Below are 13,385 nucleotides of genomic sequence, written 5' to 3'. Positions count from 1 at the left end.
AGATGCCGCCGGTCAGTCCTGGGACGCCGAGCCCGGCGCAGCCATCTCGCGGTGCTGTTCGGCCAGCGTACCCGCTGGCGTGACATGCGCAGCGGCGACCTGCAGCTTGTTCTTCCAGCCGCTGACCACCTGTTCTTCGCCAGTCATCATCGCTTCGTAGCCGGCCTTGGCAACGTCGGCCGGATTGTCCTTCTCGTCGGTGCCGACCTTGGTGTCCATCATCTCGGCGCGTTCGAAGAAGCGTGTCTGCGTGGCGCCGGGCATCAACACGGTCACCGTGACGCCGGTGTCCTGCAATTCGTGACGCAAGGCGATCGCGAAGGAATCGATGAATGCCTTGGTGCCGTTGTAGACGGCTTGGAAAGTCCCGGGCATGAAACCGGCGATCGACCCGGTGAAAAGAATGCGCCCGCGCCCGCGGCGAGCCATCTTGGCGCCGAGTTCATGCGCGAGATACACCGTTCCGGTGATATTGGTGTCGATGATGCGCCGGATCTTCCCCCAGTCCTGGTCGACGAAGCCATTGCCGAGCCCGCGTCCAGCGTTGAGAAACAGCAGGTCGATGTCACGCTCGCTAATTCGGGAGATCAGCCGATCCACGCCTTCGACGGTCGCGAGATCGGCCTCGACGGCTTCGACTGCGATGTTATGTGAGCCGAGTGCCTCGGCGGCCTGCTGGATTGCCGGTTCATCAGCCGCAACGACGAGATTGTAGCCATCCTTCGCGCAGAGTTTCGCAAGTTCCTTGCCTATGCCGCTCGAGGCGCCGGTGACCACTGCGAGTTTTGCATCCGTCATGATTTCCTCCGTCGTGCCGGCCGAACCAGCAGAGGAGATGATTGTTCCGTGGATCGGTATCGTCCGGTCGGCGCCTGTCGGGAGTCTGACTTCTGCTCTTGGCCGGGCGATGGATTTTCGGAATTCGGGCGGGAACAACCGGATGGTCCCGCAGTTCGGCGCGTGCAGGAGGAACATGATGCAACATGCTGATAAGATCGCGCTCCGGCGTGTGAAAATGCTGGTCGAGCAATATGTGCTGACCAGGAGCAGGCGATATGATTTCGTGTCGACGGAGTTGGCTTGCAGGGCCATTCGTGAGGTGATGCGCAGCCCGATCGAAGATGCCGAACTGGATCGCATGTTGGCCAGAAGCGCGGCCAGGCAGGGGCTTTCGGTGCGATTCGACCGGATGGAAGCTTGGCAGGCTGCTTCGCCATCTCCCACCGAAGGAGTATCGATATGAGAGCCGTGTTGCTGATGCTGGCACTGGTCTGTCTGGCCGGGTGCAACAATCCCGATCCCGACAAATCCAAAGCGGATACGAACAGTCAGCCGGTCGACAAAAACCCCACAACCGACACGAACCCCACCCCACAAACCACCACCGGCGGAGATCAGCAAGGCACCCAACCGGCCCAGCCGGCATCCCCTAAGCCGGCTGGCGGCTAGCTACCGGCCTAGCCCACCAGACTGGGACCGCCATAGAGCAGTTCATCGTCTGCGGAAACGGCTAACCACTCTGTGTTGTTGTTTTTGCGCAATTCCTAAGGGAAAGCGCACCGCGCTTTTCCCCGGAAAGCCGTACACACTTTTCCTGGATTGCTTTAGTGGCGCGCCGAGCTTCTCGTTCTGGGTTCCCTGGCAACAATTCTGACGGGTACCGATTTGACGGCGGGGACGTGAGCCTTCTTGGCCCGGTGCCACAGAGGAACCAGGGGATTGAGTTCCGGATAATAACCGGCGCAGTTGCCTTCGGGCACGGAGTAGGGGGTGATGCGCAAACCTCGAACCCGCCGCTCCACGCCATCATCGGCATGGGTTTCCAGATCGATTTCCTGCCCGGCGCTCAATCCGAACCGCTGAATGTCGGCCTCGTTCATCAACAGGACCATGCGTGTGCCGTGTATGCCGCGCAGTCTGTCATTGTACCCATAGACGGTGGTATTGAACTGGTCATTGGAGCGCACCGTTATCAGCGTCAGCACATTGTGACCCGAAACATCGATGTCCGGGTCTGTTTCAAGCGTCGTCGGCAGCTTGAAATTGGCTTTCTTGTTCGGCGTCTCCCAGACCCGTTTCGAGGCCTTGATATCGCGGTGAAAGCCTCCCGGCGTCAGGAACCGCTTGTTGAACTCACGAAAATGCTGCGGGTAACAACGCTCGATCTCATCGCGGATAAGGGAATAATCGGCGACCCATTTATCCCACGGGATCGAACTCACCCCCGATACGGTGGCCTTGGCCAGTTCCGCCACGATCTTCGGTTCGGAAAGCAGATGCGGTGAAGCCGGCGGACGCGAACCGAAGGAGCCGTGGATACAGGCGGTGGAGTCCTCCATTGAAACGGTCTGGTCACCGCTCGCCTGATGGTCCCTTTCCAGCCGCGACAGGCAGGGCAGCAGATAGGTCACCGCCCCTGGCAGGAGATGGCTGCGGTTGAGCTTGGTGGCGACTTCGACATGCAGCCCAAGCCGACGCCATGCTTTCTCGATCAGGCCGGTTTCGGGAACGGCGCGAACGAAATTGCCGCCGAGTCCGATGAAGCCGTTCACCGAGCCGGCGATGACGCCCTCGCAGGCCTCGACCGTGTCGAGACCCTTCTCGCGTGGCGGCTCGAAATCATAGAACCGGGCGAACTTGTCGAGCGGGACGAGCTCGGGCTTTTCGGATATGCCGACAGTGCGCTGGCCCTGGACATTGGAATGGCCACGCAGCGGTGAAATGCCGGCGCCGGGCTTTCCCATGTTGCCGCGCATGAGCAGCAGGTTGCATAGCATCTGCACGTTCTCGGTACCGTGCCGGTGCTGTGTCAAACCCATGCCGTAATTGCCGATCACCGCATTGGAGCGGCTGTAGACCTCGGCAACATGTTCGAGATCCGCCTGCGCTATTCCCGAGCGCCTGACGACTTCGTCCCACCTGGCTGCCCGCAGGTAAGCCTCGAATTCGGCAAAACCATCCGTGTGCTCGGCAATGAAATCGACGTCGAGGACGCGCGGATTCCCGTGTTCCCGTGCCGCGTCGTCGAGCGCCAGCACCGCCTTGGCGATGCCGGTCATGGCGGCGATATCGCCGCCGCTGCGGACCTGGAAGAAGTCGCTGGACATCTTCGTGCCGGGCCCCGGCGACAGCATCTCAAGGGGATCTTGCGGATTCTTGAAGCGCTTCAGCCCCCTTTCCGGCAAGGGATTGAAGGTGAACACCGGCACCCCGCGTTGACGAGCCTCTTGCAGCGGATGCAGCAGCCGCGGCGCCGTCACCCCGGTGTTGTGGCCAAAAAAGAACATCATGTCGCACTGGGAGAAGTCCTCGAGCTGCACGGTTCCAACCGGCGAGCCGATCGATTCGGGCAGCCCGACCGAGGTCGATTCGTGGCACATGTTGGAAGAATCGGGCAGGTTCGATGAGCCATAGATACGCGCAAAGAGCTGATACATGAACGAAGCCTCCAACGAGGCCCGGCCGGATGTGTAGAAGACGACCGATTTCGGATCGAGCCGCCGAAGCTCCATCCCGATCTCGAGGAACGCGTCATCCCAGGAAACCGGTTCATAGCGGTCGGTTACGGCATTGTAGCGCAGGGGATCCGTAAGCCTGCCCTGTTTTTCGAGGTCACGATCCGGCCAGTCGAGCAGTTCGGTGACCGTATGTCGTGCGAAGAAATCGGGGCCGCAACGCAGCTTCGTCTGATCCCACATGGTCGCCTTCGCGCCATTTTCGCAGAACTCGAAGGGCCGCGGATCGGCCGGCTTGGCCCATGAACAGGAAACGCACATGTAGCCATCGGCTTTGTTCTGCTTGAGCAGCGTGCTCCATATGCCCGACATCAGCAGGCCTTCGCCGTATGCCTTGCGGACCAATGACCTCAGGGATCCCCATCCGCCTGTGGGATGGTTGTATTTTTTTGTTTCAATACGGTCGGTTACGGCAGGTTTCATCGAGATCGTCCTTGAAGAACCGATACCGAACCTCGCCCGTCACCGATTGTTCCCGCGGCTCCGTGCAGAGTTGGGGTCGAATCTTGCGGGTCGAAGCCGACGCGACCGAGGAGTGATCGCGGCCGGTCGTGGAACTATTTTCGTGATCGGCTGTTCGGCTTGGGAAGGGAGCCTGGCAATGGTGCGACGCAATGCAGTGCTTTCGCTCGTGATAGCCGCCATCATCATCATCGGCTTCCTCATAGGATTTCTCTATGCCGACATGGGCTGGCATACCTCGCCACTGAAGCGGGCGCCTGAACAGAACCGGGGCGGTAACGCGCCGACGGATACTTCGCCAGCCGCGGGTGTCCGGAAAAATCCCCAGGAAAACACCGAAATGCCGGGGCAGCAGTAGCGACCTCGAACGGGATCCCGCGCGAAAGGATGTCATGCTGTCAGATCCTACCGTGCTGATCTTGATGTATTTCCTGCTGCCGGTCTGGTTGGCCGCCGGATTTGCCGACTGGATCTGCCATCGCGCCTCTCACATCGAATCGACGACAGGCGCCAAGGAGTCGTTGATCCACCTTCTGATGTTCGCCGAGGTCGGAATACCTTTGCTGGCCGCCATGTTTCTTGACGTGAATGCTCTCATCATTCTCATCATGATCGTCACCTTCTTCGTCCACGAGGCGACAGCGATGTGGGACGTCAGCTACGCCACCACCGCCCGCACCGTCACGCCGATCGAGCAGCACGTTCACAGCTTCCTGGAGATGATCCCGCTGATGGGGCTGGTCAGCGTCATTTCCCTCCACTGGGGACAGTTCCTCGCCTTGTTCGGGGCGGGGACGGAAACCGCGCGCTTCGAACTTGTCTGGAAATCGGAGCAGCTGCCGGTGACCTACATTGCCTGCGTGATGGCCGTGATCCTGATTTTCGAACTGCTTCCCTATCTGGAAGAGCTCGTCAGGGGATTGCGGGCCAATGCCGGGAAACTGATCCCGTCGAAGGCCAGGCGAGGGGATCCGGGCCAGACGACATTGCGTTGACGTGATCGCGCAGCGACACTCCTCCGGCCACTGGCATCGGAATCCAGCCGGTCTGCAATGCCAGGATCGTTGTGCGGAACATTTCTGTCGGGCGAGCCATTGAGAGAGCGGGCATGGCAGCGATGGGGAGTGCGACGATGGGATTTCTATCCGACCTCGACAAGAAATTGACGGACAATGTCTACGAACATGGCAGCCAGCTCACCGATTCCGCCGCGGATCTCCCGCAGACGGTCGGCGAAATTGTCGAACGGCTGATGCCTTTCGTCCAACCTGAGGCGCGCGAGACGGTCAAGGCTCAGATTCTGGGCCTGATCCACGAGTACAAAGCCGAGCGCACCCGGAGCGCCGCCGAGCAGGATCATCCAGACTGAACTACCCGTTCTGGTCTATCGCGTGAGGCGCCGGCTGGCTGCCGCCCCCGCTGCCCGATGTATCGCGCCCGAACCATATCCAAGCCGCGACAAGCACAATCACCACGATGGCTATCCAGGCAATGAGACGGGGCATCGAGGGGTCCTTCCCTGCCAGTCGATCGTTCGGGCGGCGCGGCGATCAGGATGGAAGTCGAACCGCCCGACTCCTCGTTAATCCGATTGCCGATCCTTTGTTCCGCTCGAGCTGGTCCCCGTCGCTGCCGCTTGGCACCTGCCGCGGCCGACAGACTTGCACTCCGTGCTGGGCTCGATCGTGGCCTCGGTTGACGGGGAGGGCGGGCGCGCTAGATCAAAACTTACGCCGAACATGGTTTTCGTTGGTGGGGGAGGTCATTCGTGTGGCGGGTCCAACGCCGGATCTAATTCTTAGCGGCCGTCGCCTTGGCCGCAACAGCGCATGCCTGCTGTTGCTCATGGCCATGTCGACCGCGTGCTCGTCCTCGGACCAGATCGAACAGCAATCCCGAACTGCCGCCTCGACGGCGCAGACCGTATCAATGACGCTTGATGCCTGGGCGGCGGGAGCTGCCCCTTCCAAATATGCTTCGGGCACGCTGCAATCGGCCGGCACGACACTGGCCGATATCGACGCGAAGATCCGATCGGCCACTACGGCTGAACCTGCCGAGCAGGCTGCGTTGGCGGAGGCGGTCAAGGACCTGTCGATCGCGGTGAACCGCGCCCAGGCGGGAGTGCAAGCGGACCGCCGCCCGCAAGTGCAGGAGGCTCAGGAAGATATTCGGACGGCCACGCGCTCCCTGGCCGCCGCTTACTTCAGATATTTCGCGCCGAAGCCATGAAGAAGCTCCTGGAAATATCGCTGGGCATCGTCACCAGTGTTGGCGGCTTCCTGGAAGTCGGATCGATGGCGACGGCAGCCCAGGCAGGTGCGACCTTCGGGTTTCAGCTGATCTGGGCGGTGGTTCTCGGCACCATCTGCATCATTTTTCTGGTCGAGATGGCCGGCCGGTTTGCCGCCGTGAGCCATCACACGATCTCTGACGGGATCCGGGAACGATTTGGCTTCAACGTTTCGCTATGGCCATTGCTTGCCGCCCTGCTGGTCAATTTCATGGTGCTGTCCGCCGAGATCGGTGGTGTTGCCATCGCGCTCGAACTTGCCACCGGCATTGGCTTTCAATGGTGGGCTTTACCCGTGGCTTTGATGGCATGGCTGTTGCTGTGGAAAGGCACGTTCGGGCTGATCGAGAAAGGCGTGTCGATACTCGGCCTCGTGACGCTGTGCTTCGTGGTCGCAGCGATGATGCTGAAGCCCGATTGGACAGCTGTCGCGTCCGGCGCGGTGCCTACACTGCCGACCCATGATGCGGCGAGTTACTGGTTCATGGCGGTCAGCATCCTTGGCGCTTCGATATCGCCTTACCTGTTCATGTTCTATTCCTCGGGGGCGATCGAGGACCAGTGGGACAGAAGCTATCTCGGAACCAATCGGGCCATCGCCGGACTGGGCATGGCCTTTGGCGGCACCATTTCGATCGGCGTCTTGATGGTGGCCGCGCTCGTGCTTGCAACGCACGGCATCGATCAGGTCGACGACTATCATCAATTACCGTTGATGCTGATCCCGATATTCGGCTTCTGGGGGTTCGTCCTGTTCGTTGCCTCGCTCGCCATCGCTTGCTTCGGCGCCGCACTCGAGGTTGGGCTGCAACAGGCTTATCTGGTGGCGCAAGGGTTTGGATGGAACTGGGGCGAAAACCTCAAGCCACGCGACGATCCTGGCTTCAGTGCCGTCTACACGGTATCATTGTTTCTGGCCGCCATCCCCATCATGCTTGGGCTCGATCCGCTGAAGCTCACCATTTTTTCCATGGCGCTGACCGCCGCCAGCCTGCCGCTGACGGTAATTCCTTTCCTTTTCCTGCTGAACGACAAGCGCTATGTCGGCGAGCACCGCAACGGCATTGTCTCGAATGCCGCGGTGATCTTCATCATCGGGCTTGGTTTCGTGCTCGCCGTGGTGACCATTCCCCTGCAGATATTCGGAGGCACGTGATGGATTTGCTGCGCGACATCCTCGACAAGCAGATCGTCGACCGCGAACAGGTCAAGATCGGCAAGATCGACGGGCTGGTGGCGGAGTTGCGGCCGGGCAAGCCGCCGAGGATCATCGCGGTCGAGCTCGGCTCCGTCACCTTGGCGCGTCGCCTCGGCGTACGGCCAGGGCGTTGGATGACGCAGCTCGCGGCAGCGTGGGGCGGCAAACGCCATCGCAAGCCGCACCGGATCGCCTGGAAGAAGGTCCAGGACATAGGCGTCGACATCCAGTTCGATATCGATGTGCGCGAAACCTCGATCTTCGCCTGGCAGGACTGGCTGCGCGACCATGTCATCGGACGCATTCCGGGAGCTTGATGATGTCCACCGTCAACCTCGAACATCTGGCCGGACGACGCGTTCTCTCGCGGCAAGGCGAAAGCATCGGCTATATCGAGGAGATACGAGCCGAACCGGCCGGCGACGACTTCGTCGTTACCGAATTCCATGTCGGTATCTACGCCGCTTTCGAGCGTCTCTCGGCCTCGACCATCGGTACGGCGGTGCTGGATTTCTTCCGGCTGCGCCGTCGCGACGGCCTGTACCGTATTCCCTGGGACAAGCTCGACATCTCCGATCCTGCACGGCCGAGGCTGCTGTGTTCGACAACGGAACTTTCCGGCATGAAGGGCGCGCCCGAATTTCATCCACGAGCGAGGCAGGATCGATGACGACCCAGGCGGACGGCCGCGCGAAAAGTGCTCGAACTCAGCCAAGGGTTATCTGATGCTGTCTGCACTCAGGATGATGCGCCTTACCGCAGCAGGCTGGCTGCCAGGAACACCGCGGCCGCTATCAGTACGACGGCCGCAATCACCATTAGCGGCCAGTTGCTGCGGGGCTGCAGTTCGGGCTCGTTCTCCACCGGCCGCATCGCGTTGGCGAAGCTGGCATCGTTTTCGAATTTTGGCCGGAGAGAACGCTGCGGACCTGCTTCAGTGACCGGGTTCTGCGTGTCCGCCGCCTCGGCGTCGGTCTCGAACGGGGCAACTGCAGGATCGAATCCGGGCGTTTTGTCCCGTGTGGCTCCGGCCTGAACTTCTCCCCTGGCTGCGGCAGGTGTGGAATTTGAAATCTTGGCCATGAACTCTCCTCGGAACCCAATTCGGCAAGTTCGCTCGGTCGACAGATTGACGCTCATGGGTCGCATTTAAAATCAAATCTCGCAGCCGCCGATTTGTTCCGCGCCGCGGTCCCGATGTTGAAGGTCTCCTGGCCGGCTGTGGGGCCTGTCCGAAGGCGCTTGCAGCGCATCGCACGGCGCCGGAACAAAGCCCATCCTGGCTTGTTAGGGCGCATCGTAAGTTCGCGCATCGACAAGGACAAAGCCAATGAAAACGCGACACCTTCTTGCCTCGCTCGCCGCTGCTTCCATGCTTATCGCAATGCCTGCTTTGGCTGCTGCCGACAGCGCCCAGGATTTCGTCGACAAGGCCGCCGTCGGCGGCAAGTTCGAAGTCGACTCAAGCAAGATTGCCCAGGACAAGGCCCAGGATCAAAGCATCAAGAATTTCGCGCAGACGATGATCCGGGACCACGGCGCGGCCAACGCCAAGCTGGAAACGATTGCCGGCGAACAGAAGTTGAAGATGCCGACGGCGCTCGATGCGCAGCATCAGGCCGATCTGGATAAGCTCCAGAACGCACAGCCGCCAATCGATCCGGCCTATGTGGACATGCAGCGCAAGGCGCACGCCGATGCCGTCAATCTGTTTGAAAGCTACGCCCGCGACGGCGACAACGCGGCCCTCAAGACGTTCGCCCAGCAGACGGTCGATACGTTGAAGATGCATCGGCAGATGATCGAAAAGATCGCCGCCGGCCAGGACTCCATCACGGGAGCGACAACGCCCGCTGTGAAAACCACGAACACGCCCAATGCCGCGGCCCTGGTGCCCGGCGCAAACAGTTTCACCGAGACCCAGGCAAAGAGCCGCATCGAGGATGCCGGCTATTCCAATGTGTCGAAGCTTGCCAAGGACGATCAAGGCATCTGGCGCGGCCAGGCGACCAAGTCAGGCCAAAGTGTCGCCGTCGGGCTCGACTATCAGGGCAACGTCGTCGCCGACAGCAAATGAGCCCGATCAGGAGATATCAAAATGAAAACCGTAACTGCACTGTTCGACAACTATGACGACGCAGCCGACGCGGTCGGCGAACTGGAAGCGTCCGGAGTGCCACATTCCGATATCAGCATCATCGCCAACAACTCGGATGGCTGGTACGAGAGAGATCGTTCCGAAGCCGCTGAAGATGCCGCGAGCGGTGCAGGGATAGGGGCCGTGGTCGGTGGCGCCGGCGGTTTGCTGACAGGGTTGGGCGTCATGGCCGTTCCGGGCGTCGGACCTGTGGTTGCGGCCGGATGGCTTGCCGCTACCGCCACCGGGGCGGTTGCCGGCGCGGTGGCTGGTGGTGCGGCGGGCGGTATCATTGGCGCTCTGACGGATTCGGGCGTTTCCGAAAACGATGCAAATGTCTATGCAGAGGGCGTACGTCGTGGCGGTACGCTGGTGACGGCCAAGGTGGACGATGGGCTTGTTCCGGAAGCCGAGGACATTCTGGGTCAGTCCAGCTCGGTTGACGTGATGGAACGCCGCAGGGCTTACGAGGCGGATGGCTGGACCGGCTTTGACGTCAACGCGGGCGACTATGTCCCTGAGCGCGACGGCGGCAGGGCAATAAACCGGCCCTGAAGAACAAGCCTGCCAGGGCGGCGGGGCACTTTGCAGCCAGGCCGGCGTGGGTGCCTCGCCCGAAATTTGATCTTCGGGACATGTGCGAGGGATGTTTGGACCGCTGATCGAGTTTGCTGTGGGCCACAGTAGCTACAATCAATCCTTGTCCTGATGATAGAGCCGATCGGTGGCTCGATCGCTTTCTCTGCGTTCTGCGGGACCGCGGCGACGTCGAGTGACAATGACGTAGGCCAGCAATACGAGCAGTAGCAATGGCCCGCCGGCGACGACGATCAACCACATGACGCTTTCAAACATGGGAGGTCTCCTTTCCCTCACAACCGGCAAGGAGAAGAACCGTTCCGCGCGTGGACGACGGCACCTGGATCAATCTGCCTTCAATTGCCGGCCACGTTCGTAGGTTCCGACGAGTTCCGCCTGCTCCAGCAAATGTTTTTGCGCCTCCTGCCAGATACGCTCCACGCCCGTGCTTGCGGGGATAGCAAGGTTCGGCGTGTCGAGCGCCGCCAGCCGGAAGTGGTAGTGATGGACACCGTGGCCCACAGGCGGTTCAGGGCCGTCGTAATAGGCGTTACCGAAATCGTTCCGCGCTTGCCTGAGGGCCTGTGGACCCGGTCTGCCGCTTTCCGCTTCGGGCAACTCCTGCACCTCCGGCGATATGTTGAACACCCCCCAATGGCCGAACATTCCGCTCGGCGCGTCGGGATCCTGGACGACAAGGACGAGGCTCTTTGTGCCGTCCGGTACCCCGGCCCACTTCAGAGGCGGAGATACGTTCTTGCCGTCACGAGTATAGGCTTCGGGGATCTCTCCGCCGTCGGCAAAGGCGGGGCTGCTGAGCGTCAGGGGCATGGTTGGCACTCCTTTCGAGGAACATTCGATCGCATCACCGCCGCGTCGCAAAGCGTGCCGGAATTGTTGCGGTCATCGAATTGCTTGCGAGCACGTTCCGGCGCGGCTCAAGCGCGCTGCGGCTCGAAAGGATTCTAAGATCCCGTCATAAGCGGCTTGAGGACGAATATGGCCAAGAGGCCAATAAAAAACACGGCGGCGATCACGACACCCCAGGTGATGAGCTTTCCGGTACCGCGTTGCTCTTCCTCGCGAGACAGGTCTTCCGGCATTGCGCGGATCCTCCTGTAAGGTTCGATGATTTTAACAACCTGTTTTGTCGAGGTCCCGGCAGCCAAATCCAGAGCAGGACCCGCAGTTCAACTCGAACGCACCCCGCTCTGGACAGGAAGGCTGCCGGGCGCTTAGCGCCGGGCTGCCCCGCGGCTAAGCGGCTTTCTCAAGAGCCCGCTCATTGACCCCGCCTTCGCCTAAGCCTGTAAGCGCTTCATCGGTTGCCACTTCCTCTTTGAGCGTCTCGTTGAGGAGCTTGACCGCGTCGCTCTTGCCAAGCTGTTCAGCCCACGCGATCAACGTGCCGTAGCGTGCGATTTCATAGTGCTCGACCGCCTGTGCCGCTCCGACCAGTCCTGCATCCAATGCTGGGTCGCCCTTATAGTCGTCGAGAATCTCCGAACCCTCTTCGAGAATGCCGTCGATTGCCGGACAGGTCTTGCCGCGGGCTGGCTTGTCCATCAGGTCGAACACCTGTTCGAGGCGGTCGACCTGGCCTTCGGTTTCCACGCGATGTTTCTCGAACGCCGCCGCGACCTCCTCGGACTCGGCACCCTTGGCCATCTTGGGCAGCGCCTTTAGTATTTTCTTTTCGGCGTAATAAATATCCTTCAGCCCGTCGAGGAACAGGGCTTCCAGCCCTTTCGTCGCCGCCTTCTTCGCAGTCGCCATGTCTTCGTCTCCCTAAGGTTGTCATGAAAGCTCCACCACCGGTGTAGCTTTCCATAACCTTGAACACGGGCCGTTGTTCCCGCCGGATCGAGACAAAGACAAGGACGGCCGTATCTCACACGATCGCACTGTCCCAGCTGACATAGTGCGCATCGCTTGACGCTGGCTGCGGTCCAGCTACCTCTCACCAGCCGGCTGGAGAGAGTGCGCAGCGGGTTTTCGACCTTCTAGTCTAGGTTCGGCCCGCACGCGTGCTGGCGGCCTTCTGCGCTGCTTTCTTTCTTCCGGCAGCACCCTTGGTGCGGACCGCCTTGCGTGCGGCGGCGGACCGGCCTGCAGTGCCCTTCGTCGCCGAGGCTTTCTTGGCTGCGGCCGAGCGCTCCTCGGCCGTCCGGCGCGACGCCGCCTGCTTGGTCTGTCTTGAAAGCGCCTCATGGGATGCCGTGTTCTTCGGCTCGTGCTCGAGAACCTCGGAAACGGCCTTCGAGACCTTGGGGCTGCGTTTTGGCTTACGTTCGCCCTGGCCAACTTCATAGGCGTATTCGGCGCTCTTGCGGGTGCTCTCCTTGACGCTTCGTTTCTTGGGCGGAGGCAGGTCGACGCCTGCGCGGCGCGCCTCCGAAAGACCGATGGCGATCGCCTGCTTGGTCGAGCGCGCGCCGTGCTTGCCGCGACGGACCTTCTCGATCTCCTCATGCACGAATTCGCCGGCCTGCGTGGTGGGCGATTTACCTTCGCGCTTGTCTTTTTTCGCTTTCTCGATGGTTTTCTTATCCGGCATCGCTTTCTCCTCGTTGGATACAGCGGGACAGATGGCGGTGCGACGTCGCGACCTCCAGAAAACCTAACGCATCGATGGCGCGAATGATCCGGAGGAAAAGAGACTTTCTCCGGCGACAATCTACAGATCGGCCGGACGCCACGAGAGCGCCGACAGCGTCGCGAGACAGAGTGCTGCAAATACAATCGCGGTATTTACCGCATGAGAATATTCCCATTGCTGCCTGAGCGCTTCCCAGTTTGCGGGAATTGTCGTCCAGTTCTGCGTCGCCTGGTTGGCAGGGAGCGTCCAGACAACGAAGATCGCGAGCATGATCGCGAAACACAGCGCCGCAAGCAGGGCGAGCCAAAAGGGCCAAGCCTGTGAGCGCACGGAGATCGCCAACAATGCGTTCACGATCAGCGCGGCAGGCCAGAGCAATCCAAGGATCGCCCATCCGTAATAGATGCCTTGGACGGTGAAATATTCCGGCTGCGGCAGAGATATCTTGTTGGGGAGAGCTGCGAGATGGGCCCCTGCCGGGATGAGCGCGAGGGCCGAAATGACAATGGCGAGAAATTGCAGAACCCTGACTGTCATGGAAGCTTCTCCGCGGAATGATTTTTAACGCGCCGACGACCCAATCGATCTGGCTCTCTGATGAG

Annotated in this window: 18 protein-coding genes; 9 read left to right on the top strand and 9 right to left on the bottom strand. The window is 60.8% G+C overall.

Annotated features, from left to right (window positions below; translation table 11 throughout):
• Positions 1–12: 12 nt before the first annotated feature.
• Both FJ972_RS24425 and FJ972_RS24420 read right to left on the bottom strand, forming a co-directional pair.
• On the bottom strand, positions 13–798 hold the full coding sequence (locus FJ972_RS24425) for an SDR family NAD(P)-dependent oxidoreductase (RefSeq protein WP_140525125.1): 786 nt from the start codon (positions 796–798) through the stop codon (positions 13–15).
• Positions 799–1,604: 806 nt separating this feature from the next.
• Positions 1,605–3,938, bottom strand: coding sequence for an FdhF/YdeP family oxidoreductase (locus FJ972_RS24420; RefSeq protein ID WP_140525124.1), 2,334 nt, complete (start codon positions 3,936–3,938; stop codon positions 1,605–1,607).
• Between the two features lie 178 nt (positions 3,939–4,116).
• Between FJ972_RS24420 and FJ972_RS24415 the strand changes: the two genes are divergently transcribed.
• The 7 genes from FJ972_RS24415 (at position 4,117) to FJ972_RS24385 (ending at position 8,138) form a co-directional block, all read left to right on the top strand.
• Complete coding sequence (locus tag FJ972_RS24415; RefSeq protein ID WP_140497436.1) at positions 4,117–4,335, top strand: hypothetical protein; 219 nt, start codon at positions 4,117–4,119, stop codon at positions 4,333–4,335.
• A 34-nt stretch (positions 4,336–4,369) separates the two neighbouring features.
• On the top strand, positions 4,370–4,972 hold the full coding sequence (locus FJ972_RS24410) for a diguanylate cyclase (protein ID WP_140525123.1): 603 nt from the start codon (positions 4,370–4,372) through the stop codon (positions 4,970–4,972).
• 137 nt (positions 4,973–5,109) lie between these two features.
• Entirely contained in the window at positions 5,110–5,346 is a 237-nt protein-coding gene (locus FJ972_RS24405; RefSeq protein ID WP_140497440.1) for a hypothetical protein, read from the top strand.
• 476 nt (positions 5,347–5,822) lie between these two features.
• Positions 5,823–6,209: a hypothetical protein gene (locus FJ972_RS24400; RefSeq protein WP_224647132.1), complete on the top strand. Its 387-nt coding sequence runs from the start codon at positions 5,823–5,825 to the stop codon at positions 6,207–6,209.
• Positions 6,206–7,426 carry an Nramp family divalent metal transporter gene (locus FJ972_RS24395; RefSeq protein ID WP_140525122.1) on the top strand — a complete coding sequence of 407 codons (1,221 nt, stop codon included), beginning with the start codon at positions 6,206–6,208 and terminating at the stop codon, positions 7,424–7,426. The genes FJ972_RS24400 and FJ972_RS24395 overlap by 4 nt, the downstream gene beginning before the upstream one ends.
• Complete coding sequence (locus tag FJ972_RS24390; protein WP_140515218.1) at positions 7,426–7,785, top strand: hypothetical protein; 360 nt, start codon at positions 7,426–7,428, stop codon at positions 7,783–7,785. Before FJ972_RS24395 ends, FJ972_RS24390 begins: the two co-directional genes overlap by 1 nt.
• Complete coding sequence (locus FJ972_RS24385) at positions 7,785–8,138, top strand: hypothetical protein (protein ID WP_226880401.1); 354 nt, start codon at positions 7,785–7,787, stop codon at positions 8,136–8,138. Before FJ972_RS24390 ends, FJ972_RS24385 begins: the two co-directional genes overlap by 1 nt.
• 83 nt (positions 8,139–8,221) lie before the next feature.
• Here FJ972_RS24385 and FJ972_RS24380 read toward each other — a convergent pair whose 3' ends face one another.
• Entirely contained in the window at positions 8,222–8,551 is a 330-nt protein-coding gene (locus FJ972_RS24380; protein ID WP_140525120.1) for a hypothetical protein, read from the bottom strand.
• A 247-nt stretch (positions 8,552–8,798) separates the two neighbouring features.
• On the opposite strand from FJ972_RS24380, the gene FJ972_RS24375 reads away from it, so the two are divergent.
• Positions 8,799–9,545 carry a DUF4142 domain-containing protein gene (locus FJ972_RS24375; RefSeq protein WP_140525119.1) on the top strand — a complete coding sequence of 249 codons (747 nt, stop codon included), beginning with the start codon at positions 8,799–8,801 and terminating at the stop codon, positions 9,543–9,545.
• Between the two features lie 21 nt (positions 9,546–9,566).
• Positions 9,567–10,160, top strand: coding sequence for a general stress protein (locus FJ972_RS24370; protein WP_140497452.1), 594 nt, complete (start codon positions 9,567–9,569; stop codon positions 10,158–10,160).
• A gap of 138 nt (positions 10,161–10,298) precedes the next feature.
• Here the strand turns inward: FJ972_RS24370 and FJ972_RS24365 are convergent, their stop codons facing one another.
• The 6 genes from FJ972_RS24365 to FJ972_RS24340 form a co-directional block, all read right to left on the bottom strand.
• Positions 10,299–10,460 carry a hypothetical protein gene (locus tag FJ972_RS24365; protein ID WP_140497454.1) on the bottom strand — a complete coding sequence of 54 codons (162 nt, stop codon included), beginning with the start codon at positions 10,458–10,460 and terminating at the stop codon, positions 10,299–10,301.
• Positions 10,461–10,529: 69 nt separating this feature from the next.
• Positions 10,530–11,015, bottom strand: a complete 486-nt coding sequence (locus tag FJ972_RS24360) for a YbhB/YbcL family Raf kinase inhibitor-like protein (protein WP_140525118.1) — start codon at positions 11,013–11,015, stop codon at positions 10,530–10,532.
• A 134-nt stretch (positions 11,016–11,149) separates the two neighbouring features.
• Positions 11,150–11,287 (bottom strand): hypothetical protein, encoded by a 138-nt coding sequence (locus tag FJ972_RS24355; RefSeq protein ID WP_181167175.1) that lies wholly within the window; start codon positions 11,285–11,287, stop codon positions 11,150–11,152.
• Positions 11,288–11,441: 154 nt separating this feature from the next.
• Positions 11,442–11,960, bottom strand: a complete 519-nt coding sequence (locus FJ972_RS24350) for a ferritin-like domain-containing protein (RefSeq protein ID WP_140497458.1) — start codon at positions 11,958–11,960, stop codon at positions 11,442–11,444.
• Between the two features lie 232 nt (positions 11,961–12,192).
• Positions 12,193–12,741: a DUF6496 domain-containing protein gene (locus FJ972_RS24345; RefSeq protein ID WP_140525117.1), complete on the bottom strand. Its 549-nt coding sequence runs from the start codon at positions 12,739–12,741 to the stop codon at positions 12,193–12,195.
• Between the two features lie 120 nt (positions 12,742–12,861).
• The gene (locus FJ972_RS24340) at positions 12,862–13,320 is read right to left on the bottom strand and encodes a DUF1772 domain-containing protein (RefSeq protein ID WP_140515222.1); all 459 of its coding nucleotides are present in this window, start codon (positions 13,318–13,320) and stop codon (positions 12,862–12,864) included.
• Between the last annotated feature and the right edge of the window lie 65 nt (positions 13,321–13,385).

The organism is Mesorhizobium sp. B2-1-1 (assembly GCF_006442975.2).
In the GTDB taxonomy this organism is placed as follows: domain Bacteria; phylum Pseudomonadota; class Alphaproteobacteria; order Rhizobiales; family Rhizobiaceae; genus Mesorhizobium.
This window is presented reverse-complemented; position numbering and strand designations above follow the sequence as displayed.